Consider the following 25,576-nt stretch of genomic DNA (forward strand, 5'->3'; position numbering starts at 1 on the left):
TATATACATATCTTACAAAGAAGTATTTATTCTAAGGAATATCAATATATAGCCCCGTGCATTTATATAAAAATGTCACTAATATCATAATTTGGAAAGGAAGTATGGAACCGACATATGTATAATATAACTGAATCTTCTATACTGAATCTTACGCTGATAACTTGATCTTACCAAGTTGCTGAAGGATTCTGCTTTATTCGTTTTAATTCGTTTTAATTCATTTTAATTCGTTTTAATTCGTTTTAATTCGTTTTAATTCATTTTAATTCATTTTAATTCGGCTGTCATCAGGCTTTGGCTTTCTGTCGTTTCTTATTTTGCTTGCCGCAGGTCTTGAGAGCCCGGGTTGAAAATGGCTGCCTTTGACAGACTCCAATGCCTTCGAAGCTCACGGCAGAAAAGACTGTAAAGGAAAAAGTCAGGTCATTCTTTGACTGTTAATTCACCATTTCCTGCAAAACCTTGATTTTTTGGTAACTGTTTTTCATTCTTTGTGTGTTCTTCCTCTTCCATTTCTTTTCTGAATTCTATGAAATCTCTCTCAACTTCTTCTATATTGTTCTCCATGTGTGACCTCCATACAATAAAGAAGGACACACTCTATTTATATATTTTGGAACTATTTTTTGATAATTCTATACAAATTTGAAGGTTGAGATAATTGATTTAAAGGAGGAAGCAAATAGTATTGGGAGACAGCCTTTGAACTCAGCCATGCCATGGACTTTCACTGAGATAAAAGAGATTAAACAAAAGATTCTGGCACTACTGATAAAGGAGCCAGAAAAAAGGAGTTAAGCATAGAAATACATTGAAAAGGATGAGAAATAAAGATAAGAAAGAGGGGAGAACAATAGAAGTCACTGCACGCTCAGAGAAGAAATTACATGTCCTTGTAATGGCACTTTCAGTTCTTAACATCCTGCTCACTGTAAACTTATACAGAATCTCAGGAGATTGGATTCAGCTGGGAGCGGCTATTGGCTGGCTGGTGGCGGTGATATATGAATATATAGTTATAAGGAAAATGTCCACATTCGCCTGATACAGAAATTTCCTGTATTATTGAATTATTTTAACGTCACTTCCAAGTTATTTCTAAGTTATTTCCCGGTCATTACTAAGTTATTTCCAAGTTATATCCAGTTCATTTCTAAGTTATTTCCAAGTTATATCCAGGTCATTTCTAAGTCTACCCATATTCTTTATTCCTCTCCTGATGAAAGAAAACATTAGAATCTCCAAGCCTCTCACTCAAGCCCCTTCTCATCTCAACAACGTTTATATGTAGTAACGGTTACAGTACAGAAGGATTTTTCCAAACATTTTATATTACTGATTAGATTATTCAATATATCATGACATGCAGACGCATGGCACCCATATATTAAACTTTATGACCTTAGAAGGGTTTCACAAATAAAAAAGAAGGTTCTGTTAATGAAATACTGGCAGCCGAAATACGAAACTATGAATCCCGAAGAAATGAAAAGATTGCAGCTTAAACGACTTCAACAGAGCTTGAAGCTGGTCTACGAAAATGTTCCTTTTTACAGGCAGAAGTTCAGGGAAGCCGGAGTCACTCCCGAGGACGTTAAAACCCTCGAAGACATCCGGAAAGTGCCTTTTACCCGGAAAGCCTATCTTCGGGAAAACTATCCTTTCGGGCTTTTTGCTGCCAGGAAAGAAGACATAGTAAGGATCCACGCTTCTTCAGGCACGAGCGGAAAGCCCACAGTCGTCGGGTATACGGCAAAGGATATTGAGACCTGGTCGGATTTGATTGCCCGAGACCTCACAATGATAGGGCTTTCGGCAGGCGACACGATCCAGAATTCCATGAATTACGGGCTCTTTACCGGCGGGCTGGGTTTCCATTACGGCGTTGAAAGGATGGGCGCAATGGTCGTGCCAGCTGCAACCGGAAACACCGCCCGGCAGCTTGAGATGATGATCGACTTCGGGGTAACGGCGGTGCATTGTACACCCTCCTATGCCTTTTACCTTGCCGAAACGGCTGAGGAACTCGACCTAATAGACAAACTCTCCTTAAAAGCTGCCATTTTCGGCGGGGAACCCTGGTCGGAAAACACACGAAAACAGCTTGAAAAGCGGCTCAACCTCAAAGCCTATGACTGCTACGGTCTGTCTGAGATGTTCGGGCCGGGAATCGGTTTCGAGTGTCAGGAACAGGACGGTTTGCACATCTGGAACGACAATTTCCTTGTCGAAGTCCTTGACGAAAACGGAGAGCAGGTCTCGGAAGGCGAAAAAGGTGAACTTGTCCTCACTTCCATAAACAAGGAAGGCTTCTGCAATATCCGGTACCGCACAGGCGACATGACAAAGCTTCTTGAGTCCGAATGCGACTGCGGCAGAACCACCACAAGAATCTCCCGCCTCATGGGCAGAGCCGACGACATGCTGATAGTAAGAGGTATCAACGTTTTCCCCTCCCAGATTCAGGACGTCATCTCCCGGATCCCGCAGGTGGGCGAACACTTCCAGCTCATCCTCGACCGCAACAAACACATGCTCGATGAACTCACAATCGAAGTCGAACTAGAAGACAACGCCTTTACCGGCGACCTCAAAGACCTCAAAGCCGTCCAGGACCATGTCCAGCACGAACTCAAAGCCGTTCTGAATATCCGCACAAACGTCGAACTCCTTGAAAAAGGCAGCATCGAAAGAACCGCGGGCAAAGCAAAAAGAATCATCGACAGGCGCCCGCAGCTCTAAACCGCAGGGCAGCCCCGGTCAACAATTGTCAGGGAGAACTCATTTCCTGACATTTCGACCTCTTTTTAATTATTCTTTTTCAACAGCTTTCTAGCTTACTTTCTTTTCTACTATCCAGCCGGTAGGATAGATAGAACTACTTTTCAGAACCTGGAGCTCCTCCAAATTGTATGCAGAAAAGAGGCATTTACATAATTTTCATAAAAAAGCAAAAAATCCCAGATTTTAGCAAATAATATATCAAAAAGATCAAAAATATAAAATTTCCTTTTCATCCATAAATCATTATTGAATCAAGCCTTGCCGTACCTGCTTTTGTCCAGTAGCTGCAAATGTCACAGTACTGGGTCTCGCTGTCTGAGTGCAGTTTAAGGTTAGCGTTGCATTTTGGACATATTTTTAGATGTTTCATGAATAACCCCTTAAGTTTATATTTTTAAATGAATAAACAATTTTTAAAGCATATAATTCTAAAAGTAATTCCAAAAGAAACCCCGAGGGTTATCCTGCTGTATCCCCCAATACAGCCCCTTCGAATATTATGCTCCCCCAAGCACATTGATTCGAAGAAGGATAGCGACCAGGAGGTTCTTTTATTTGATTGGTGATACCCCGGCTCTGTCCCAACTCCAACACATAGTAATAGCATAAATTATATTAAATAAATTATACCAAAAATTGTTTTTAATTCAAAAATAGTTTGGCGTAAAAAATTTCAAGCCCATTATAACCCTTCTATCCGTCTTAAAGCTTACAAGAGTCATAGGATATTCATGATGTCATAGGATATGCATGATGTCATAGGATATGCATGATGTCATAGGATATGCATGATGTCATAGGATATGCATGATGTTATATGGATCTTATTTCGTTAGCTAAAGAAACTAACAGCAATGCCCATGGAGTTTTCATTCAGGGTATTGATGGTAACAGCAACATTTTTTATTACTATGAGAATAGGCAGGAAAAGAGTGTTAGGGAAATAGTTAATGGAACTTACGCAGTTGAATTGAGAGCTCATTAAAGTTGAACTTTCGGGTTTCCGGAACAAACATTTAGACTCGACCCCTATGTATCTGATTTTGTCCCTCAAGCGCGTAAGTTTCATAGATATAAAAATAAAGGGATGGGCTTACAGGCTACATATATTAGGCAGAGCTTCAGTCCATCTCAATATTCCATTTCCTTTTACCTTAACTCTTTGGATCGAACTTTATAGCCCTATCATACACGATTTCTGAGTAGGCTGGTCCTGTTTTTGTTGTATTTTCCAGGTAAGCCCTCCAGCCAATGAAAAGCGGCTGATCCGGTTCTATGCCATGAACTCCCATACCGTAAGGAACTTCGTAGCAATATTGATCACCTTCACTGCAGTTCCTGGCGAGCTTGTAGACATACAGGTACTTCGCGTTAGGATTATCAGGAAGGTATTCCTCAGCAGATCCATTGAAATCTTCGTCAGTTATTGCTCTAACGCCGTTCCACACATCCGCTCCGTATATTGCGAAGTTTGAGTACGCCGCCTTTCCTGTGGCTACATGGTTGACCCCATAGACGATTATGAACTCATTGGTATCATTGCCCAGAGTAACTGCCGGGTCTCGCAGGAAAGGATAATACTCCGAGGTGTTAAAGAAAGGAGGTGTCGGCGAAGAGGCAGTCTGGTTTGCTGTCCATAGATAGCATGCATCGTTGTTAGGACCTACACCGTTGATTCCTCTCTGAATAGCATCACTCCCTACAGGAACTGCCTGACTGGTCGGAAGTTCTGTGGCATTTGATTCGTTATATCTTTCTAAGATCGCAATCCTCAGCTCTTCAAGATCATCCATAAGCTCAAACTCTGTTTGCCCGGTTCCACGGACCCTTAGCTCAGGATAATCATACGGGTCCAGTTCCGTAGTATTGCTGGGAGTAATCCTGAGAACAGTTGCAGGTGTATTATTGATGTAATCCTCGCCAGCCTGCGTGTCATTGAATAAGGCTGGACGGACAAATGCGGCAAATGTATCGGAATCATTCTCCAGGCCCATGTTTAATATGGATGATGGAAGCACCTGGGTATTGGTTATGTTGCCTGAATACCCCGCGAATTGGGCAGCAGCCCGGATGCGTTGATCAATGCCTCTGTCAGCCGTAATGATAATTACCGTGGTTTGATTGAAAGGATTCCCGGATGACCCATCTGGAGTGCCCTCGGTTTTGATAACACGGTTGTTCACTGTATCCGCTATGTTTGAAAAAAGCCATCCTCTCTCGTTCCCAACTGTCCTGTGCATTATGTAATGGTCGAAGCTGAAGTACCTGCATTCCGGCGGTGTTCTTCCTATAAAAACAACAGCTTCATCAGGACGAAGCTTCCAGATCGGAGTCGTATTCCCGCTCATCCCGAGCGTACTTGTTAGTTTAGAAACCCGTTCATCTACTTCAGAACCGGCTGGTGCCGGAACAAAATATGCCACATATTTTGTGGTGGGATTGTTTCCATATGCAGAAGGCAATACTCCTTTCTCTAATAACCCGATTAAATCAAAGTAACCCAGTTCACCTTCCTGTACGGTAAATCCATCCTGTTCTAAAGCCTGTTGAAAAGTTTCTGTGTCATTTGCCTCTGTATCATTTGCCTCCGAGTCATTTGCTTCCATATCCTGTGCAAGGGCAGTTCCCATTGACAATATGAACAAAACGCCAAGTAGTATAACCAGTATACGATTTTTCATGTACCATATCCCCCAAATCTCTACCTACTTCCGCAAAGGATCACATTTAAAAAAGAAGAATTATATTTAAAAAGAGAAGGCCTCTTTAACATCTTCAAGACAATATGCTTTTGTTTTTCTGAAAATTAAGTGTAAACCCTTGCGGCCGATATTATAATTATCATTAAATATATTATAAACCTTGGTAATGCATTAACCAAACTTGGATAGTTGATCTGTTAAATGCCTATATTTTTCCTGACTATCTTCTTTTTTCAGCATTACTTTTAGTTTAGCTCATTTGCTATTTGTCAGCCAGCAGAACATAAAGAATCCCTTTCTTAGATTCGAGGCACCTCTACGCTCGATACAGGAGAGCGGCCTTTATGTAAAGTTTGAAGGAGGGACGAAGCTTGTAAATTTTGTCAAATAGAGGTCTGGAAAAAGCTAAAATCTGAAATTTCTTCTTCTTATTCGCTCAAAACAGTAAGATTTATTTTGTAATGCCTCCAATGTCAAAAAGAATTCGGAGGAGTTTCATGGATCCAGCCTTTCTAGCCCAGCAAGCAACAGATATTCTCACTCCAGCTCTGCCATTTATCTATGCGGGAGGCAAAGCTGTAGTAGATAAAAGCAAAGATATGCTTTTAGAAAAAGGTATTGAGAAACTCGGTTCCAAAGGTGTGAAAAGAGCAAGAGCTTTGCTGGACAAGATAAGCCTTAAAATGAGTGCATCCCTTGAAAAAGCCCTTACGAAAGTCTCCGGAAACTCCGATGACCCAAAAGCAAAGGAAGAACTTCAGCAGGAAATTCTGAAGTTACTGAGAGAGAATTCAGACCTTGCTAGACAAATAGAGCTAATTGTGAACGTAAATATCGACATTGATGTTGTCAAACAGCTTGTTTTCGGTGGTAATAACCTTATCCTTAATCTGGAAGGTCTAAAAGGCGAAGAATTGATAAAAATCATGGATTATATGGACTGGAAGAGGCAAGAAGAGCTAAAACAGGAAGTCCTGAAAAGCTACAGCCCCTCTATTCTGCCGGATTTTTCCGAGACTCTCGTAAAGTTTGTTACTGAAAACAGGGCTGAAGAGTTATCTCAGTTTCCGTGTAAAACTACGAAAAGAATCAAAAACCCCAAATCCAAAAGCTATTATATAAATAGCCACAAACCTTAACTGCTATTTTCATCGGATCTTAGTTTCTTAACAATGTTATTTTACCAGTAAAAAGGTGTAACCATGCCTCATATAATAGAATTGCTTGGAAAAACAAGAGTAGTCGTAAAAGATGGGAAGGTTATCGAAGTCGGACAGCCTGAAGTGGATTGGTGCCCTCTCTTTGCGAAGATACGCGGAATCCAGAAGATAACCCCTGAAGAAGTCAGGAAGAATATGGAATTCAGGATAAACGATTTCGGGATGTTTACGGACAAACGCAGGCTGGAGCTTGAGGACTTTGTAGGGTTCGGAGCCTCGGAAGTCATGATGACAGGGCTGAGCCGGGGTCTGCTTGATACAACCGTAACTGCCTGCGAAGGCGCAGGTACCGTTATTTCCAATAACCCTATCCTTGTCCAGGGCATGGGAGGCAGGATGTCCGGGCTTGTCGAAACCGAGCCTATTGACGGGATCATCAACGGGATTCAGGAGCGCGGCGGGATCGTGCTTGACCCCTCGACTGCAAAAATGGACCCGGTTGCAGGCGTGAAGAAGGCAGCCGAACTCGGATACAAAAAAATTGCAGTAACCGTGGCTTTCGCGGAAACTGCAAAAGAATTAAGGGAACTTGAATCCGAACTCGGGCTTGACCTTATAATAATTGGCGTGCATACGACAGGTTTAAACGAAGGAGAAGCCCGGATCCTTGTTGAAAACGCGGATATCACAACCAGCTGCGCCTCAAAATCCGTGCGGGACATTGCAAAGCCCCTCGCCCAGGTAGGGACTGCCGTTCCTCTCTTCGCCCTTACCCAGAAAGGAAAGGAACTTGTGGTCGAAAGGGCAAAGGATATCAAAAGCCCGCTTCTGATCAATACCATGCCCCTGCCGGTGCTGCCTGAAAATAAGCAGCCAAGAGAACTGAAGTAAAGTAAAAGCGGCTTCTCAAAGCCGTTATTCCTTTTTTTTATTAATTTTTATCTTAACTCCACTTTTCCTGATTTTAAGTCTTGTTTTAATAAGAAGAGAATTATTTTGTAAAATAGATTTTTCTTTAATAAAACACGTTTTCTTTAAATAAATAGCAGGTGTGCGTTTATATGCCTCATATAATGGAACTGCTGGGAAAAGCCAGAGTCGTCGTAAAAGACGGCAGGGTTGTGGAAGTGGGGGAACCGGAAATCGAGTGGTGCCCTCTTTTTTCCAAGTTGAGAGGAGTCCAGGATATAACTCAGGAAGAGGTTAAAAAGAATATCGAATCCAGAATCTGCGACGTCGGGATGTTCACGCCCGGGCGCAAGCTTCTTGAGCTTGATACCTATGTGGCTTTCGGCGCTTCGGAAATTATGATGTCCGGACTCAGGCGTGGTTTCCTTGAGACGACCGTAACTGCCTGTGACGGTGCAGGCACGGTTATTGCCAGCAACCCTGCACTTGTTCAGGGCATAGGGGGCAGGATGTCCGGTCTTATCGAAACCGAGCCCATAGACGGCATAATCCATGGGATCCGGAAACTTGGCGGAACCATACTCGAACCTTCAACCGCCGCCATCGACCCTGTAGGCGGAGCAAGGAAAGCTGCCGAACTTGGCTACCGAAGGATTGCCGTAACCGCAGCTGATCCGGAAACTGCGGAAACCCTTAGAAAACTCGAAGCCGAACTCGGGCTTGACCTTATAATAATTGCCGTACATGTTACGGGCGTAACCAGGGAAGAAGCGAAGGGCATTCTGGAAAACTCGGATATTGTAATCAGCTGTGCTTCAAAATCTATCCGGGAACTTGCAAAGCCCCTTGTGCAGGTCGCGGCTGCGATCCCGCTTTTTGCCCTTACCCAGAAAGGAAAGGAGCTTGTGATTGAAAGAGCAAAGGATATTCAGAGCCCGATCCTCATCAATAGTATGGAGCTGCCTGTGCTGCCTGCACATAAACAGCCTAAAAATCTGGTGTGAAAGTTTAAAAATAGGTTTAGAAGAGATTAAAGTGTTTCAAAAGAATTTTAAAAGAGTTTAAAGGAAGTAGTTCAGGCAGTAGCTTATCTACTTTACTTATTGTGCTCCATATTTTCGGTTGTGCTCCATGTATTTTCCCGTTGTGCTCCAATATTTTCCGGGTTTCGATCCAGATGAAGACTACCGCCTGAAGAACTAACTTACTTTGATTACTTTCCTTTTTTTCCTGATTTGGATGATTTTACATCCTTCTTTGCCGGCGTCTCGACTGGAGTTTTTGCCTGCGGCTTTCCACAGGCAGCCCCGACTTTCGGACTGTCGGCTGTTGAAGACTTCTTTGCCATATAGAAACACCTCTGTATCGATATTTTCTATAAGTAGTTGAGTATACTGTCTCTAAGTTATATATTAGTTTCCAGCTCAAATAATCGTTTATCAAATACACCTGTAGAAGAATCGACTTATCAATTCAAAAGAGCTCTCAAGAAAAATAAAAATAAAAATAAAAATAAAAATAAAAATAAAAATAAAAATAAAATAAAAAATAAAAATAAAAATAACTCTCAATTAAAACGTGTCAAAAACGAGTTGTTTAAAAGAGATAAACCGGATTAAACTTCTCAGCACAGATTTTTGCAGCAATAAACTTTACTTTTCACCCCTATGTTTTCCTAAAAATTCGAAAAAATCGAATCTATTTTCTGACGTTTTAACCTCCTTTTTCTTTTTTTCTACTTTTTCGAATCTTCTATCTATGAGGTATTCTCCAATCGGATTGACAAAGCCGAGGAGGATTCCAATACCTGTAAAAAGATAAAATACCGTAAAAATTTTTCCAAGATCGGTTTTAGGGGTAAAATCCCCATAACCCACAGTTGCCAGAGTAACAACTGAAAAATAGAAAGAGTCTAGCCATCCCCAGCCTTCGACTGCATGATAAAAAATTGTGCCTCCGGAAAGCGTTATCACGGCTAAGTACAGGAGGGACCTGAACTTCAGGTCTTTAAGCAGTGTATTCAGTGTCCTCAGAAACATCAAAACCGCGACAAGAAAAGGAATCGTTAGCTATTCCCCCATATATATTTTCCATCAAAGTTTAAAAAGAAATCTATGCAGGCTGCATACCAGACTGTGAAAGGTATAAACTGAAGGCTTAACCGGGAAATCCAGGCAGATTGCTGGAAATGCTAAAAACGCGGGCTCTCAATCCGGTCCCATTTCCTGAAGCCCTGCCCGAGCAGGTAGAAGGCAAGGGGCAGCAGCAGGAGATTTATAAACGCATAAAAGGGACTAAACATCGACAGAATAACGTTCACAAGCAGGAGCGGCATCACAGAAAATGTGTAAAGTGCAAAAGTTCTGCCGTTGTAGAGGTTTATGGAAGGGGAAAGCCCTGTAAGATAGACAAGTATTGAAACCATATAAAGGGAAATCGGGATGAAGAGCAGCAGGGCTGGTAGCAGAACTGCAGGGTCTATTCTGAAAATAAGCAGCACAAGAAGTATAAGCGGAACGAGATTAAGGAAAAGGTAACTGTTGAGCTTGCTCCTTATCATATCTGAAGGCTTCAGCGGAAAGAAAGCATACGAGGCAAAGATATCGTACTCGGTAAGCCAGTTATACATTGAAGAGGAAAGTACTCCCAAAATAAGGGAAAACAGGATTAGAGTATTCAGAACCGGGAGAACCGCTTCCAGGGCCGAAAGAAGCATCCAGATGAGAGCTGCAGGAAGCAGGAAGGAGAAAATTAACTTTCCGAACCCTCCCTCACTTCTTTTCAGGTCAAGGAGATCTTTTGCAACAAAGGCTGCGTACCTGTACGATCCAAATCTCTCGCACAGCCTGGAAAATGAGTTTGGAAAGCTCTTTTTCGCCTGGGGAAAGTCTACCTTCAGGAAAACCAGGGATAAAACCGATGGGACAATAATAAGTACGGAAGAGAGCAAAAACTGGTTTTTTGAGGGAAGCAGGAAAAAAGAAAGGCTTGGCAGGCTATAAAAGCTGCCTGAGCCCGGATTTCCGGAAACAAAGAGCAGGAGAATAAAACTGGCCAGCAAACCCGAAGTCAGAAGCTTTCCGGAATGCGCATATATAGTAGACAGGAAAAACACCAGGGAAAGTCCGATCATAAATGAAAGCGAGAGAGTCAGCAGGAGAATAAGAAGGGTAACAGGAAAATGAAAGTTTTCTGCCTGGATAAGGGCTGCTGCAAGCGAGAAACCTGCAATGAAGGGCAGCACATAAAGGACAAAATAATATACTATATCTTTTACAAGGAAGTTTGCAAAGATCAATCTCTCGGAGACAGGAAGCGTCCTCGAAGAATATGCGATCAGGCTTGCCTGCCCGAAACGCCGGTTCATAAACTCCCTGCCCATAAGCCCGAAGGCTCCTATCATGCCTCCAAGAAGTAAAAAAAGGTAGTGCATCCCGAGCGCTATCTGGGCATAAGTAAAGATTTCCCTGAAAATCGGCAGGACCAGGCTTACGAGAAAAGCGAACAGGAAGATAAAAACCGGAAACAGGGAAAACCCATTATTCCCGAAAAGATTCGAATGCATCCGCCATTCTTCTTTAAGCATGCTTTTGAATATGTCAAACATAAAATCCCTGCGAGTTTTGTTCTTATTTTCATTGTTACGCGTACTGTGCAGATATGCTTACACAGGTATCGGAATTTCCCGGCCGGCTTACCAATTCCAGGAAGAATTCCTCAAGATTTCCATCCTGGAGAAGAGGATTGTCCATACGACCTGTATAGACCAGTTTTCCCCTGTAGATTATCCCGATACTGGTACAGATCTGTTTTGCAATCTCAAGAATGTGTGTTGAAATGAAAATCGTTCCTCCGTTTTTCACATAACCTGCAAGAAAATCCTTTACCTTCCTCTGCATTACAGGGTCGAGATTGATAAGGGGTTCATCTATAATGGCAAGCTCAGGCTCATGCAGGAAAGCCTGCGCAAACATCAATTTCTGCCGTGTGCCTCTTGAAAGGTCTTTGCATAGCGAATTTTTCTGGTCCTTGAAATCGAAAAATTCAAACCATCGCTCACAAATTGCCTCGTAGTGCTCCATTTTTCTGACCTTTGCGACGAAATGCAGGTATTCTTCAGCCGTCAAAAAACTGGGTGGAGTTTCCTGCTCAGGAATAACACCCACAAGTTCCCGGACCCTTATGGGATCTTCAAGCACGTCCACTCCATGCACTTTGAGGGAGCCAGAAGTCGGTTTTATTTGACCTGTAAGCATTTTTATCATGGTAGTTTTTCCTGAGCCGTTCGGGCCCAGAAGCCCGAAAAGTTCACCTCTTTCTACAGAAAGGGAAACACTATCCACGGCTTTTGTACTCCCGTAAAATTTAGAAAGATTCTTTACTTCAATCATATCAAGGCTCCTGTAAAAGCCGGTAATTCCTGAACCAGCATTATCTATACGTTCAATAGCCGGCATTGAATCCGGGGTCCAAACTTTATACAAATGATAGCAAATTCCGGAATCTATAAATATTTTTATTATGTTTTACTTGCATAAATTACTTATGCATTTCATTCACACAATACATTTAATGTTTAAGTCAATTCCTTAAAATATATAAAAGTGGATTATTTCAGGCTGGCTTCATAAGAAGAATGCTTCATAAGAAGAATAAGAGAAAAGTGATAATCTCCTGATTTCCTTCAGAATGCCAGGGATGTGCCCCTGTTGACATTCAGGCTTCAAATGCATGAAAATCCAGACAAATAGCCTCATGGAATAATTTTCAGTAACTCTGTCCGCAGTTTTTCTACTTCTTTTTTGAATTCTAAAATCTGGGATTCACTGAATTTTATCTCGGCACATAAGCCTTGTAATTTAAATCCGGGGACTTCCCGCGAGGTCATTAGAGGGGTTTCCTGCAGGGTCATTGGAAAAGTTTTACCAAGAGACAGAAATAGTGCCGAGCATTCCTGCCTGATTACCCCGGCTCTCCTGATCAATTTTTCTTCCAGTTCCAGCCACGGATAAGCATACTCATTGCTGTCCGCGATACTTTTTATTTTTTCCTTAATCCAGATCTGAAGTTCCATTTCCCGGGAATTCCTGATATCCAGGATTTCTTTATCAGCCTTCAAATCCTCGATAACTTTAAAAATCGGTTTTACCGAACTCAGGCTTCTCGCAGCCGAAGGAGAGTTTACAACCTCCTCTCCGATCTCAACCCACCTGTTATCTTTCTTCCAGTCACTTACCTGATTAACCCCTTTCAGGTACATTACTCTGGTTTCGGCTTTCATTTTATGAAAAAATCCGGCTTTTTCACTGTGCAGTCTGGAGATCTCCTCATTTCTTTTACTAATCTCAGCCTGAGTTATAAACACTTTAGCAAATACTCTTCCCAGATGGGGATCAGCTCTGATAGTTTCTGTTTCCTGTTCGAACAACGTTTTAGTGAGTTGATAACATGAGCCTCTGTATTGTTCACCCAGCTTTCCAGATGATTCCTGTATTTCCCTTACTATTTTTTGAGATTCTTTCCATCTGAACCTTAATTTTCGAATTGAATCTATATTTTCTTCAATTCCGTCAAGCGTATCCTGCCTGTCCAGAGCAATTTTCAGATCCCTATCCAGATCATTAAAAGAAAAGCCCTCTTTATATTTAGAGAGAAGTTCTTCTCCGATTTGTCTTTCATATTCCTCTATTCTGGCTTCAATTCTTTGAATCTGCTTTTTACATGCACGTATCTTCAGGTTTACGCACTCGGGTCTGAACCTTTCTAACCATTCCTCCGGTAGCGTTGACGTGCCGTTCTCGATTTCGGTGTTGAAACTTTTGATATGCTGAATGAATGAAAAAGGTCTGGTTAATGCATCCGGGGATAAGTTAGCCCCGTTTGAAGATAAAATTTTATTCTTCTTCAAGACCTCGTCAGCCGTTTCCGATACTGTTTGACCTGCCTTCCGGAGAAGACCGGTTCCTTGAACCAGCTCCAGAGTATTTAAATTTATAAGCCAGGTCTCAACAAAAGCCCGCCGAAGTAAATGCATGTCGTGTCCGTCGTTTTCGATGAACTTTTTTGCAACTTCAATACTTTCGGGGTCCCTGAATCCGAAACATAAAGTCAATACGCATTGCCCCGCCTGCAGCAATGATAAAGAATACTTATCCGTAAAGTACAGGAAAGAATCATGAATATTTCCGTATAATAATCTAAATTCTTCTTCATTCATGAAATCCATTATTTTCGCACAAAAAACAAGCGGCCTTCCATTTGAATAGACCACTCCCGCCACAGGAAAATCTTTTCTGCAGCTTTCCCAGTGCCTTCTCAAAATATTAATTTCATTTACGTTCGAATTATCCCGTTCGATAGAAAATAGAGATAACGGGCCGCTGCCAGGAAAGCTGCCCGCACGCAAGGATGCCTTGACCCGGTTCCTTTTTTCCTCCTCACTTTCAGACCTTATGCCGGAACATTCGATTTCTGATATGCACCCTATCCTATCAATAAAATTCTGGGCACAGTAGTAAAAAACGGGCTCGTCTATTGTTCCACCCCATATGCTTATTTTCAGGTCATAAGCGAGAAGTATAATTCGTGAAAATTAAATCTTCCGACCTGCTGACTTATTTTGTCTTTACGTATGTAATCTTCCGGCTATATTTCTGTTGAATTAAACTTCCTTACAATAGATGCGAAGCTTTATTTTAGCTTCGTGAATTGAGGCGTCAAAGCTTCGTGAATTGAGAATTTCCAGACCTGAGATCACTTTTCATCCTGGACTAAAAAGAGACCTTAAAGGCAATTCTACCGAGAACGATTTCGGGGGCATTAAATAACGAGCCTGAAGATGGAGAATTCGTTTTTATCTTTCAGCAGCGACCTGATTGGAAGATTTAAAATAGAATCAAAATAGAATCAGCCTGAACCTTTCGAGAGATACAAACAAAACCTCTATTTTCCCATTACTGCTACCGGAGGTCTGCCCCTGAAAGAAAAGCTTCTTGAGATCAAATCCGCATTCATGGAATATTTTAAAGAGCGGGAAGCCGAGATTAATGGCTCTCTCCTTGCCGTGCTGTCCGGGGAAAACCTCCTCTTCCTCGGGCCCCCGGGAACGGCAAAAACGCAGCTTGCGAAAAATATCTGCCAGTCGATCGAAGGCGGGAGCTTTTTCAATTATCTCCTGACAAGCTTTTCCACTCCTGAGGAAATCTTTGGCCCGCTCTCCCTGAAAGCCCTGGAAGAAGACGAGTTCCGACGGAAAATCGACGGCTGCCTTCCGACTGCCCATGTCGCTTTACTGGACGAGATATTTAAAGCGAGCAGCGCGATCCTGAACAGCCTCCTGACCATCCTGAACGAACATAAATACCATAACGGCAGGGAACTTGTTGACGTACCCCTGCTCTCGGTTTTCGGGGCATCCAATGAATTCCCTGATGAAGACGAGAGTCTTGAAGCCCTTTATGACCGATTTTTATTCAGGTACAGGCTGGCCTATATTCAGGACGAGGAGAACTTCCGGGACCTTCTATTCAGAAGCTCTGAAGAGTTCGTGCCTACCGCAAGCCTCAGGGTTTCCGCAATATACGGGCTTCGAGAAAACGCCACGAAGCTTCCTGTTGACCCTGATGTTGAGATAATTATAACCGAACTTCGAAAAAGCCTTCAGCTCCAGGAGATCGAAATCTCGGACCGGCGCTGGAAAAAAGTCGTTCAGGTGCTCAGGGTTGCAGCCTGCAGCAGCGGGTGCCCTGCAGTAGACAGGACAATGGTGCTCCTGCTTCAGCACATGCTCTGGAATCAGCCGGAAGAGCGGGAAACCATTCGGAAAACGGTTTTTGAGTTCGCAGTCTCGGGCGGAATCAATACGGAAAAACTGCGCCAGGAAGCCGAAGATCTCCAGGCTGCGTTAAGCATTGCCCTGAAAAACGAGCTTCCAGTAAAGATTGTCTGCGACAGCTGCGGAGCAGAATTCCGGCTGAGACAGGAAATCGAAACTCACCATACTTCCCATCCGAACCACAGCTATACTCTGAAAACGGAAGGCTCTTCAAGGATCTATCCCTATGACAATCTTGTCAGGGAAGTCGATTTGCTTCATGAAACGGCTGGAAAAACGAACACACTGCCCCAGATGCAGAGGGAAATTTTTGAGAAAGAATTGAAAGCCCTTGCCGAAAGGGTAGAACGCGTAAAATACAGGTTTGAAGAAGAAAGGGAACTTCTCCGGAACCTGATGGAGGCGAACATCTGGCTTTCCACCCTTGACCGAAACGAAGCTCTCCTCCTGCACGACACGCGAAGTACCGAGTTATCCGGGCTCAACGACCTTATAGCAAAAAGCCGGTCAATGCTCGGATTGCAGAACAGGCAGGCACAGCCTGAAACCAGGCCTGTAAATGAAGCCGGAAGAAAAGAGACAGAGAAAAAGGGAATTGAGAAAAAAGAAACTGACAAAAGAGAAGTGGAAAAAATTCCCGTACCGGATTCGAGCAGCACTGTCAATAATTTCATGAAGGGGATTGGCTCCCGATTTAAGCTAAGATAAAGAGCCTGCGCCAGGTAGCTCAACTGAGCGATTTCAAGGCGGATGGTTTTCATGACACGTAATTTCAAACCGGATAATTTTAAACCAGTCAATTAAAGATGAGGTTTTAATATGGAAAGCTCTGAGGATTTCCCGAATAATCCGGATACAGCCTCATCTAAAACTTATTCTTTTTTTTCAGTAAACCGGAACTCGGAAAATAAGGGATTGCGGGACCTGCTTACTCTTCAGAATCAGACTGCTACCGTACTGGAAAGGGACCTCAGGAGCACGGTAGCTTTTCCCCGGACGATTCCCCGTCCCCTGCGGGAAAAAATAGCTGAAATCCTCACCCTAGAAATCCTCTTTGGGCAGCCTTACGAAATAAAAGATCCTGAAAAATTCATCCGGGTCTACGGAGCTTTTTATCCGATTCTCCTCACCCTGAGAAACTCAAAACCCTGGCCCAAACTTCGGAAAATTGCAAAAAGGAGCAGGGGAGCTGGAATTGCAGGCCTGAAAATCCTCCTTACCCTGGTCTATGAGATACTGGAACGCTTTTCAGATTCCTCAACCAGCGCTTCGGGTGCAGAATATCTTAAGGAACTGGGCGTCGGAATGGAGGAGATCCTCAAGCAATTTAAAGAAATCCTGAAAGGAACTCTCCTGGTTTGGGAAAATGGCATAACTGCAGAGTTTTCAGGCAGGGATGACTGCGAGAAAAGAAATTCCGGAGGACTTGCCCTCTCCGACGCTGTGCTTGCTTTCATGCAGACGGATGGCTACCAGAACTTCCTGGAAAGAGCAATGGAGGGGCTGTACGGGAAAATGAGCGAATTCGTTTCGGAAATGGAAGAAAACCTGGAGCTTTTCGATACCCTTGCCCTGCTTTTTCCCCAGCGGAACTGGAGCTATTCCGTAAAAGAGCTTAAAAAAGAGCCTTTCTATGTGCAGCTTAAGATGCTTAAAAATTATTCGGCCTTTTTTGAGAAAAGCCCGGACCTGAGGAAAATTGTGGATTTCATAGGCAGGCGGGAATTCGATCCGCCTTCGGACCGCATACGTCTCTCGCCATTTGGGAAAAACCGGATCCAGACCGTACGTTTTTCCGATTCCATCAATAACCTTCTGCCTATGGAAGCCGCAAAACTCCTGAACCCGTCCCTGAAGAAAAAATTCTATGCCGATATGCTTGAAGGAAAGCTCCTGAGTTACCAGTTACTTGGAAAGCATTTCACAGGTCCTCCCCGCATAAAGCCCAGAGGTCCGATGATTGTGCTTGTGGATACTTCCGGGTCCATGCACGGCGCTCCACAAACCCTTGCCAAGGCTGCGGTACTGGCAATGGCAAAACGGATGCTCTCCCAGCAGCGGGACATGAAGGTTATTCTTTTTGCCTCGACAAGCCAGCACCTTGAAATCGAACTCAGCAGCAGGAAAAAAATGTCCGAGAAATTCCTGAATTTCCTGCTCTATACCTTCGGAGGGGGAACGGACTTCAATACCGCCCTGGCTTCAGGCCTAAAATCCCTGAAAGAAAAGGACTTTCAGGGTGCAGACCTGCTCTTCATAACCGACGGCAAATCCGAAGTTTCCGACGAGCTTGTACTGGCTCGCTGGGAAGAGGCAAAGAAGAAGTACAACGCAAAGGTCTATTCGCTTATTGTGGGCAGCAGAGGAGCAGGCGGGCTTTTGGCGATCTCGGATTACACTTACTTTGTGGAAATGGAGCCCGATTCCGAAGGCGGCGAAGGATCTGTAAGGTTGATCGAGTATACGGAACAGAAAACCATAGCTTCCATTGAACCAGAAAATTGAGAAAGGGTTAATTCCCTTTCTTTTCCGGGTCTACTCCCGCAGAGTGCTTATAATTATCTGAAGCCTATTTTATTAAAATCAGATCGGAGACATTTTATCGGCAATCTCTGAGCCTGTACCTGCTTTTAAAGAATCTTTGCGTTCTTTGAAGATTCTGTATATCCTGAAAAGCAGGAATCCGGAAAGCATAAAAGCCAGTAAATCCGCAACCGGAAAAGCCGCCCAGACTCCATCCAGTTTGTAAAAACGGGGAAGGAAAATAACAGCAGGGATAAGAAAGAGAAGCTGCCGGCTAACGGAGAGAAGGAAAGCAGGTCTGGCTTTTCCCAGGGCCTGGAATAGGGTTGTTGTGATCACATTCAGGCCCACCAGGGGCATCCCCAGAAGCATGATAATTATAGCATTTTTCCCAAGCTCCAGATATTGCGGGTCTGAACTGAACAGTTCCAGAAGTTGTTCCCTGAAGAAGAGAATGATAAGCAGACCAAGAAACCCGATAGTTGTTGTCACTGCAAGCGATAATTTTACGGCTTCGGCTATCCTTCCATACTTCTTTGCTCCGTAGTTATACCCTACAATCGGTTGCAGACCAAAGGCCATGCCCAGAAGGGACATGAAAATGAAGGAGTTAATCCTCATTATTACACCAAACACGGCAATTGCGGCGTCTCCCCCATAAGTTGCAAGTGCATTATAAACGAAAATCATCATGACACTGTTCGAGCACTGCATTACAAAAGACCCGATACCGATAGACCCGATTTCCTTAATAACGTTCAGATCGGGTTTCAGGGTTTCCGACCTGAGATGTACAGCTCCTTTTCCTCTCAGGTAGTATAGCAGGAGCCAGACCGAGGCAACAGCCTGGGACAGTACAGTTGCAATTGCAGCACCCTTCACACCCATTCCGAAGCCAAACATAAAAAGCGGGTCAAGGAAAATATTAAGACCGCCTCCTACCAGCATGGCATTCATCGCAAGACGGGCGTTTCCTTCAGACCGGACAATATGCTGGACAGCCACTCCAAAGACAAAAGTAGTCCCTCCTGCGATTATAATATTAAGATAATCTCTGGCATAGGGCAGGACGCCTGCAGTTGCTCCGAAAACCTTCAAAATCAGGTCAAGATAATAAAGACAGGGAACGGCTATAAGAACGCTTAAGATTAAACTCAGGGAAAAAACATTTCCAAGTACTTTTTCGGCTTTTTCATTCTCTCGTGCTCCAAGGGCACGTGAAATTATAGAAGAGCCCCCTGTGCCGAGTACGATTCCGAAAGCTATGATCATCATCTGAATTGGAAAAGCTATCGAGAGCCCGCCTATTGCCTGAACACTATCTGCACCATATGCCATTCCCACAAACAGGGTATCTATAACATTATAAAGAGCCTGTACCAGCATTCCAATAACAATAGGAGCTGAAAGCTTAAACAGAAGCTTCGTTATGCTCTCCTTACCAAGAAAATCACTTTTTTCATGCATTTTTTCTTCTCTGCAGTTTTACTCTATATTATTCGTTTTTACTCCATTGCACCTGGCCTGTCAGGTGGGAGCTCGATACAGGGCTCAAAAAGTTTGATTGCAGCTTTATGAATGAGCAGCCTTAAAATTTCTATTTCTTCCTGTGTAAAATCCGAGAAGAGTATATCCATAAAAGAAATCAATTTTTCAAGGATGGAGTCTCTCATCTCGTTTCCTTTCCCGGTAAGGTAGACCCTGTAAGCTCGAAGATCACTCTCATCCCTTTGCCTGTATACGTAACCTTCTTTTTCCAGGCTCTGGATTGCTCTGGTACTTGTCGCTTTGCTCACTTTCAGGCTTTTTGCAAGCGTTTCCTGGGAGACCCCGTCTCTGTGATATAAAACCAGTAAAAACTCGAACTGTCCGCTTCCGACCCCGTAAGCTTCGAGTTCCTTTGCCATGTAAGCCAGGTGGCTCCGGTAGATGTGGGCAATCGGACCTAAAATTTCCCTTGGGCCTATTTCTTCTGGTTTTTCCATAATTTATCCTTCACATTAATGAACCGGATAGGCTTATTTTTAAATAAAGAAAATTTATGAGATCGTTAAGTCTGAAATTAATCTGGCTTCTGATAAGAGTGAGAGGTATATAATAGTTGCGAATGAAACTAAATTCGATGTCAGATAACCAGCTACCTTATGAAAATAAGCATATGAAAACTAATCCGATTTCACACCGAATCTTATTAGTGCGTTGTCCTGCGGGAATCCTTAAAGCGCCCACGTTTTATAAAAACTCATAAACCAGATTCATAGACCAGATTAGTTTCAATCTTATGGGATCAAAAAACCTGCAAATTCTGGTTATTTAAAGATATAAGGTCTGGAGCGGATTTAAATTCATAGATTCTAAAGATATATTTTAGTTACATTGGAAACTAAAAAATATGCAAATCGCAAAAGAGGAGATTACTCTATTTCCTGAAGGGCGTCTCCCCCCGCCAGGGGAATTTGCAGAAGATTCTTTGCTGCGGTTAAGGAATTTGCTCCGATGGAATATGGCGGGCTCTTCGCGGCTATGGAGCAGCCAAACCAGTTGACGGAAAGCGCTGTTGCCACTGGATAAACGCCAGCCAGCACAGAGATTGAGATTACGGATTTAGTCGTAAGGTATGCTCAGTAAGTCAGGCTAAACCATACAAAATCAGTAGTGGTAATAGCAATAAGAGCCGCTCCTAAAAGCCGAGAAAACGTTTTCATTTGCAATATTCCCTGTATTTACCGTTGATGGGGACTGCGAGATAGCCTAAACGCGCGGTTGATATAGCATTCGATTCAGCTCCGCGCCGCCCGACAGCCATCCCGGTACTTCTGCCTGGTAAAACATGGGTTTTTATCCTCAGACCAGCGTTATGGTTCAACTCAATTGCAGTCCTGGGGTAAAACGGCAATAGTATTCATCTTTACCAGAAGATCGGGATTTGCCAATCCCGATACAAACTACACATTCAGCTTTACGGCGTGTTTTAATTCGGTGTCACCGGCTCTCAGCAAGGCTTTTATGTGATGCCGGACCTGGCAAAGCTTTTTTTTCTTCCTCGCCTCAAGGATTTCCTGGAGGTTCATGTTTGGAATGTATGAGGAGAAATTCGTTTCACTCATTTTATTTCTTCATCTTAGTCTTTGCTTTTAATGCTCAAAGCCAGAGGTAATTGCTGCTAATTACCGTGATTACTGTTTTTCCAGTCCTTAGCGGTCTGCTTAAAAGCTCTTAATATTTCTTAAAAATTGAATCTGGAGGGTGTACTTCTGTTTAAGAGCCCTGATAATAGATCCACTATCTGGAATAAGCAATATAAGCCTTTAATTTGCGCTCTCATTTAGAAGGACCCTGGTATTTTTAAGAAGGGATACTTTTAGAAGCTTTGGTTCTGCATGCTCTTTTTTTGAAAGTTCATTTTCTATACTGCATACATTGAATACTGCATCAGGAATCAGGCATTTTCTGGTACAGTCAAGAGCACATTCCTTGGTGCACTCAAAGGAACAGTTAATTTGTCTTTCCATCTCCAGGGTTATATTATTCTGATTATCTGGAAGTTCCTGAAGAGGAAACTCCAGAAAGGTGAATTCTCTGAATTTTTCACATGGACTATCAATTTCTATGAAGATCCTATCTCCCTCAGTCCTCCCCGTTACTGTATGGCTTAAACCACAGATTCTGGAAGATACGCTGATTTTTGTCATTATTGAAGACCCACCGGTAATACATAGTTCTAGAAGTTTTTTATCAGTAAATTCCGCCTTTTACGCAGTCTCTCTGAAATCCGTTTATGCTCAGGGCTGCAATATCCTTGAAGTCTATCGCATTTACCGGGCAAGCCCGCACACAGCGCCTACAGCTCGTTCCGAGGCAGTCCTGGGTACTGCAGCTTACAAAGGGTCTTCCTTCTTTCTCAACGGTCATAAGGGCATTCTCCGGGCACTCTTCATTGCAGCGTTTGCAGTGAAGGCAGCCTTCAACAGGGACTTCAAGGGTTATTCCTACGTCTTCTACAATCTCTACCGGAACGTTGCCTGTTTCTTCTATATCCCTGGATGCCCTTTTTTCCATAACGGTATTTTCTATGGGCTCCGGGAAAGGCGGATACTTATACATTTTCATGAACTTTTTGTACAGTTTCATGCTCATGCCTTCGGTCCAGTAGGAAAGCTCGCAGGTATAGATATTCTTGAAGGTCTCGCTGGTCGCCATCATAAGGTGATCAGCCTTTATATTTCCGGCAAGAGCGATAACTTCGTCAAGCCGGGATTCATCCAGGAGAAGCTCCCTCGCAAGCGCTATGGAAGTATTTCCAAACTGAACGACTTTATTTGAGAAATCCGGGCAGGAGCCTATTCTCCTGGCTTTTCTGCAATCTACGTATGTTCCAGATGCTCCAGACATATAGACGTTTTCGAGTTCCTCGAAAGAGACCCCTGCCTCCAGCAGGAGAGTTAGCTGTGCTGCACGAATTGCCCCTATCGCTTTTCCGGCTTCCGAGATATCTTCACCGGTGATCTCAATGAAATCTCCCAGGATAAGCTTTCCATTGGGCAGTTTAGGCGGCTGCTCCATCAAACCTGTTTCCATGGCAATGGCAATAGCCGCAATTACGCCTGTGCCTGTAATTCCCACGGCTTTTATTTCACCTTTCTCAAGGATTTCCCCGGTGACCGGGTTTACAAGATGTCCTTTTTTCCCTTCCATCTTTTCATCCAGGACAGTAAGCCGCCAGTATTCCCCTTCCGGGTTTACATCCGAAATAGCACCCGGGCTTGCGATCATTCCGCAGCTTATTCCCTGTCCCTCTATGGCGGGTCCTGCAGCAGCACTGCCTGTAATAATCCTGTCCCCTACTTTTATTGCCATCTCCGCATTTGTGCCGTAGTCCGTAACAATAGAAACATCTTTCTGGTTCAGGAAATTGGTTTCTATCATCATTGCCAGGGCATCAGCTCCGATTTCGTGGGCAATTGCAGGAGGCACAGTGATCTCACAGTTTGGAAGGTCAAGAACGCCTTTGAAGAGTTCATTTGCCGGAAAGATCCTTGCACTTCGGTCCACGTTCTCTACTCCAAGCCTTCGCTGCATGTTTTTTCCGGCAAAGGCGAGGTCCCGGATTTCCGAGTTCTGGAAGAGAGAAAGCTGGATAGGGTTTCCGCAAACCACGATTTTCCGGATACAGGAGGGTTCGACGTCAAGAGTTTCGATTATCTTCCTCACGGCATCCAGTATGATATTATTTGCAACATCTCCCCCTATTTCCAGGGCAAAGTTCAGGTGATCGATAACATTGCCTCCAGGAAGAGGATGTCTCATTGTCATTGCAGTTTTTATGACTTTTCTTGTCTTCAGGTCTATAAGCTGCGCTCTAAAGCCGCTTGTTCCAAGGTCAAGTGCGATCCCATACATTATTCTCACTCCACACAGGTTTGAAAATCAAAAATTATTGGAGCCTATCCGCTATCAGATTTTTATGAACCGGATAGGATTTCAATCAGTGAAATGAGCTGCGCAGCGTTTTCACATCGATTAATCCTTTTATAATTTAATTTAGACGTAAAAATATATAACATAATTTGGGGTATATTGCGGAGGGTTTTTATTTTCGATGGGGCGTTGATTTTTGGAAGGGCATTGATTTTGGAAAGAGTATTGATTTTCGATAGAGCATTGATTTTGTGGAGAATTGATTTTTCAGGGGCATTGATTCTGTAGAGATTAATTCATAATCACGGATTCTGTGAAGAATTGATCCTGTAGAGAACAAAGTTGAGAAGGGGAAAACAGAACAGAAAGGATAAAAAGTGATAACAGAGAGGATAAAGCCTGTAGTATCGGCAGGAATAAAAAGACTAGAATCCTCATTAAGGGCAGCTAAAAAAATCAGTTACTATAAAACTCATCTCTGGCATCAACAAGCGCTCTGAGGTTTGAAAGGGGAGTTTTTGGAGCAATCCCGCAGCCAGGAGCAAGTATGTCAATTCCCCCTTCCAGGCATTCCTTTGCCTTATTTTTTACTTCCTCGCAGGTTCCTGTAAGCATAACACCTGATGAGGAAAGATTTCCTATAAGGCTTACTTTTTTCCCGACAAGCTTTTTTGCAGCAGGCAAATCAGTTACCTTTTCTTCTATGCTGATTCCGTTAAATCCGCATTCAGAGAGGGTTTTGAGGATCGATGTGGAATTGCCACAGATGTGTATAAGCTTCATTCCTTTTCCGGCCCTGCAGAAGTTTTCATATTCGGGTTTTATCAGGGAAGCCAGATGCTTCGGGTCCAGCATGTCAGGTCCTGCTATCCCGTCAACTATGCAAACCGCATCTGCTCCGGCTTCGGACAGCACAGCCGAATATTCCGAACAGGCAGCCCCTGTAACCTCAAGACATCGCCGGAGCAATTCGGGTTTTCTCAGTACCCAGGTAAGAAAGTTATATGTCCCAAGCAGCCTTGAAGCCAGAGAAGCAGGTCCTTCAATTCCTGCTATAAGAGGGATTTCTTCTCCTGCCCTTTCTCTGAGAATAGAGGTTACATCAGCAAGGACCGGTATTCGCCCTCTTTCCGCGAGGTCTGAAGGAAGCTCCAGAGTCTCTGCCATTTCCGCAAAAGGCTGAGACCCTGGAAAAGGCTGGACATCATACCTTCCCGGGTTGATGCTGCACCCCATAGCTTCCGAAAGCACGGTGAGACAGAAAGGATAGCGTATAGCTTCAAGCCCTGCAAATTTATGGGCTGCAAGGGCAAGATTTGCCATCTTCTCAGCATTAAAATTAGCTTCAGGCCAGGCTGCCCCACTTTTTTCCATAAGCTCTAAAGTGCCGGTCTGAGTTACCGAAAGTGCAGGTACCATATCCACAGCTTTGCCTTTCAGGGCATTCAGGAAACGATCTTTCAGGTCGGAATCTTTCATAAAATCTGCCATCAAGAGCCTGTTACTACATTGGAAAACTTATTTATTACATATTATGTTTTTCTAATTATTTGATAATAATTTATAGAGTTAAAAGTTGAAAACTCCTTAGTAAATGATTTTCTACGGATTATTTGCTACTGAATGAACAGTTTTCATCATCAAAAGCCAGAGCATGCTGGATTTTTGATAAATTTTCTTAAAATTTTGCGGTCAAACTTTCCAGGAAGTTTATAGTATACCTCATTTTCGACCATAGAGGTAGGCAGTCATGAGGTATACCGAGGTTACGGAGGTTTTCAATACCTGCGGCTTTTTCAGCCTCAAAATGGCAAATAAGCCTGAAAACCGCTGTTCTCCTATTTTCTGGCTCATATTCCTCCAGTCTGGAAACCTGGGACTAAATATTGAGCTGTCTTTTTCTGCAGATTTGAACTTTACTTCTCAGGAGGCATATAAAAATGGCAAATCTGTGCCTTTCTGAGAAGTGTTGCAGGTTTTACGTGTTTTTTTGGAGGTAGATAACAATGCTTTTGAGAGGGATATGCATTGCCATCAGCGTGAAATCATTTTTTCGGTATAATTTCATCTATCCTGAGCACGTTTCTTGCAGTTTCCGTGCCCGCGATTATTGCAAGTTTTTTAACTGCTGCCGAATCGTATACTTCCGGCCCTTTCTCGGTAACTTTTCCTGAGATGGATATCCTGGCTTCGATTCCTCTTGAATATGCATTTCTCATCTGCACCAGGGCATCGACTGAGTT

Annotated in this window: 24 protein-coding genes and 1 pseudogene; 9 read left to right on the top strand and 16 right to left on the bottom strand. The window is 43.3% G+C overall.

The window, feature by feature from the left end; all coding sequences use genetic code 11:
• Positions 1-426: 426 nt before the first annotated feature.
• The gene (locus EQO05_RS15655; protein ID WP_164888567.1) at positions 427-570 is read right to left on the bottom strand and encodes a hypothetical protein; all 144 of its coding nucleotides are present in this window, start codon (positions 568-570) and stop codon (positions 427-429) included.
• A 244-nt stretch (positions 571-814) separates the two neighbouring features.
• Here EQO05_RS15655 and EQO05_RS13925 point away from each other — a divergent pair, with 244 nt between their 5' ends.
• Positions 815-1,048, top strand: coding sequence for a hypothetical protein (locus EQO05_RS13925; RefSeq protein WP_164888568.1), 234 nt, complete (start codon positions 815-817; stop codon positions 1,046-1,048).
• Between the two features lie 395 nt (positions 1,049-1,443).
• Positions 1,444-2,745, top strand: coding sequence for a phenylacetate--CoA ligase family protein (locus tag EQO05_RS13930; protein WP_128507513.1), 1,302 nt, complete (start codon positions 1,444-1,446; stop codon positions 2,743-2,745).
• Between the two features lie 271 nt (positions 2,746-3,016).
• Here the strand turns inward: EQO05_RS13930 and EQO05_RS15660 are convergent, their stop codons facing one another.
• The gene (locus tag EQO05_RS15660; RefSeq protein WP_164888569.1) at positions 3,017-3,157 is read right to left on the bottom strand and encodes a hypothetical protein; all 141 of its coding nucleotides are present in this window, start codon (positions 3,155-3,157) and stop codon (positions 3,017-3,019) included.
• A gap of 447 nt (positions 3,158-3,604) precedes the next feature.
• On the opposite strand from EQO05_RS15660, the gene EQO05_RS15665 reads away from it, so the two are divergent.
• On the top strand, positions 3,605-3,772 hold the full coding sequence (locus tag EQO05_RS15665) for a hypothetical protein (protein ID WP_164888570.1): 168 nt from the start codon (positions 3,605-3,607) through the stop codon (positions 3,770-3,772).
• 169 nt (positions 3,773-3,941) lie between these two features.
• Here EQO05_RS15665 and EQO05_RS13935 read toward each other — a convergent pair whose 3' ends face one another.
• Positions 3,942-5,468 carry a hypothetical protein gene (locus tag EQO05_RS13935; protein WP_128507515.1) on the bottom strand — a complete coding sequence of 509 codons (1,527 nt, stop codon included), beginning with the start codon at positions 5,466-5,468 and terminating at the stop codon, positions 3,942-3,944.
• A gap of 518 nt (positions 5,469-5,986) precedes the next feature.
• On the opposite strand from EQO05_RS13935, the gene EQO05_RS13940 reads away from it, so the two are divergent.
• The 3 genes from EQO05_RS13940 (at position 5,987) to EQO05_RS13950 (ending at position 8,562) form a co-directional block, all read left to right on the top strand.
• Positions 5,987-6,628 (top strand): hypothetical protein, encoded by a 642-nt coding sequence (locus EQO05_RS13940; protein WP_128507517.1) that lies wholly within the window; start codon positions 5,987-5,989, stop codon positions 6,626-6,628.
• Positions 6,629-6,691: 63 nt separating this feature from the next.
• On the top strand, positions 6,692-7,540 hold the full coding sequence (locus EQO05_RS13945; protein ID WP_128507519.1) for a methanogenesis marker 8 protein: 849 nt from the start codon (positions 6,692-6,694) through the stop codon (positions 7,538-7,540).
• Between the two features lie 170 nt (positions 7,541-7,710).
• Positions 7,711-8,562, top strand: a complete 852-nt coding sequence (locus EQO05_RS13950; protein ID WP_128507521.1) for a methanogenesis marker 8 protein — start codon at positions 7,711-7,713, stop codon at positions 8,560-8,562.
• 209 nt (positions 8,563-8,771) lie between these two features.
• Here EQO05_RS13950 and EQO05_RS16160 read toward each other — a convergent pair whose 3' ends face one another.
• The 5 genes from EQO05_RS16160 to EQO05_RS15670 form a co-directional block, all read right to left on the bottom strand.
• Complete coding sequence (locus EQO05_RS16160) at positions 8,772-8,906, bottom strand: hypothetical protein (RefSeq protein WP_255420864.1); 135 nt, start codon at positions 8,904-8,906, stop codon at positions 8,772-8,774.
• A gap of 304 nt (positions 8,907-9,210) precedes the next feature.
• Entirely contained in the window at positions 9,211-9,597 is a 387-nt protein-coding gene (locus EQO05_RS13955) for a potassium channel family protein (protein ID WP_128507550.1), read from the bottom strand.
• A gap of 152 nt (positions 9,598-9,749) precedes the next feature.
• Positions 9,750-11,165 (bottom strand): hypothetical protein, encoded by a 1,416-nt coding sequence (locus EQO05_RS13960; RefSeq protein ID WP_128507523.1) that lies wholly within the window; start codon positions 11,163-11,165, stop codon positions 9,750-9,752.
• Positions 11,166-11,199: 34 nt separating this feature from the next.
• Positions 11,200-12,015 (bottom strand): ABC transporter ATP-binding protein, encoded by an 816-nt coding sequence (locus tag EQO05_RS13965; protein WP_240664723.1) that lies wholly within the window; start codon positions 12,013-12,015, stop codon positions 11,200-11,202.
• Between the two features lie 296 nt (positions 12,016-12,311).
• Entirely contained in the window at positions 12,312-13,784 is a 1,473-nt protein-coding gene (locus EQO05_RS15670) for a hypothetical protein (RefSeq protein WP_164888571.1), read from the bottom strand.
• 786 nt (positions 13,785-14,570) lie between these two features.
• Here EQO05_RS15670 and EQO05_RS13975 point away from each other — a divergent pair.
• On the top strand, positions 14,571-16,100 hold the full coding sequence (locus EQO05_RS13975; RefSeq protein WP_128507525.1) for an AAA family ATPase: 1,530 nt from the start codon (positions 14,571-14,573) through the stop codon (positions 16,098-16,100).
• A gap of 111 nt (positions 16,101-16,211) precedes the next feature.
• On the top strand, positions 16,212-17,897 hold the full coding sequence (locus tag EQO05_RS13980; protein ID WP_128507527.1) for a VWA domain-containing protein: 1,686 nt from the start codon (positions 16,212-16,214) through the stop codon (positions 17,895-17,897).
• Positions 17,898-17,975: 78 nt separating this feature from the next.
• On the opposite strand, the gene EQO05_RS13985 is transcribed toward EQO05_RS13980, so the two are convergent.
• From EQO05_RS13985 to mtaA, 7 genes are all read right to left on the bottom strand, one after another.
• Positions 17,976-19,382: an MATE family efflux transporter gene (locus tag EQO05_RS13985; RefSeq protein WP_128507529.1), complete on the bottom strand. Its 1,407-nt coding sequence runs from the start codon at positions 19,380-19,382 to the stop codon at positions 17,976-17,978.
• A 38-nt stretch (positions 19,383-19,420) separates the two neighbouring features.
• Complete coding sequence (locus EQO05_RS13990; protein WP_128507531.1) at positions 19,421-19,900, bottom strand: MarR family winged helix-turn-helix transcriptional regulator; 480 nt, start codon at positions 19,898-19,900, stop codon at positions 19,421-19,423.
• A gap of 429 nt (positions 19,901-20,329) precedes the next feature.
• Positions 20,330-20,479 (bottom strand): hypothetical protein, encoded by a 150-nt coding sequence (locus EQO05_RS15675; protein WP_164888572.1) that lies wholly within the window; start codon positions 20,477-20,479, stop codon positions 20,330-20,332.
• 381 nt (positions 20,480-20,860) lie between these two features.
• Positions 20,861-21,022 carry a hypothetical protein gene (locus EQO05_RS15680; protein ID WP_164888573.1) on the bottom strand — a complete coding sequence of 54 codons (162 nt, stop codon included), beginning with the start codon at positions 21,020-21,022 and terminating at the stop codon, positions 20,861-20,863.
• A gap of 201 nt (positions 21,023-21,223) precedes the next feature.
• Entirely contained in the window at positions 21,224-21,607 is a 384-nt protein-coding gene (locus EQO05_RS14000) for a DUF6951 family protein (protein ID WP_128507535.1), read from the bottom strand.
• 43 nt (positions 21,608-21,650) lie between these two features.
• Positions 21,651-23,315, bottom strand: a complete 1,665-nt coding sequence (locus EQO05_RS14005; protein ID WP_128507537.1) for a methylamine methyltransferase corrinoid protein reductive activase — start codon at positions 23,313-23,315, stop codon at positions 21,651-21,653.
• 474 nt (positions 23,316-23,789) lie between these two features.
• Positions 23,790-24,824 (bottom strand): methylcobamide:CoM methyltransferase MtaA, encoded by a 1,035-nt coding sequence (gene mtaA / locus EQO05_RS14010; protein ID WP_240664725.1) that lies wholly within the window; start codon positions 24,822-24,824, stop codon positions 23,790-23,792.
• A 259-nt stretch (positions 24,825-25,083) separates the two neighbouring features.
• Here mtaA and EQO05_RS14015 point away from each other — a divergent pair, with 259 nt between their 5' ends.
• Positions 25,084-25,296 (top strand): hypothetical protein, encoded by a 213-nt coding sequence (locus EQO05_RS14015; RefSeq protein ID WP_128507539.1) that lies wholly within the window; start codon positions 25,084-25,086, stop codon positions 25,294-25,296.
• An 82-nt stretch (positions 25,297-25,378) separates the two neighbouring features.
• On the opposite strand, the pseudogene EQO05_RS14020 reads toward EQO05_RS14015, so the two are convergent.
• Positions 25,379-25,576 (bottom strand): annotated as a pseudogene (locus tag EQO05_RS14020) (TCP-1/cpn60 chaperonin family protein); the annotation flags it as partial.

Source organism: Methanosarcina sp. MSH10X1 (assembly GCF_004099695.1).
In the GTDB taxonomy this organism is placed as follows: Archaea; Halobacteriota; Methanosarcinia; order Methanosarcinales; family Methanosarcinaceae; genus Methanosarcina.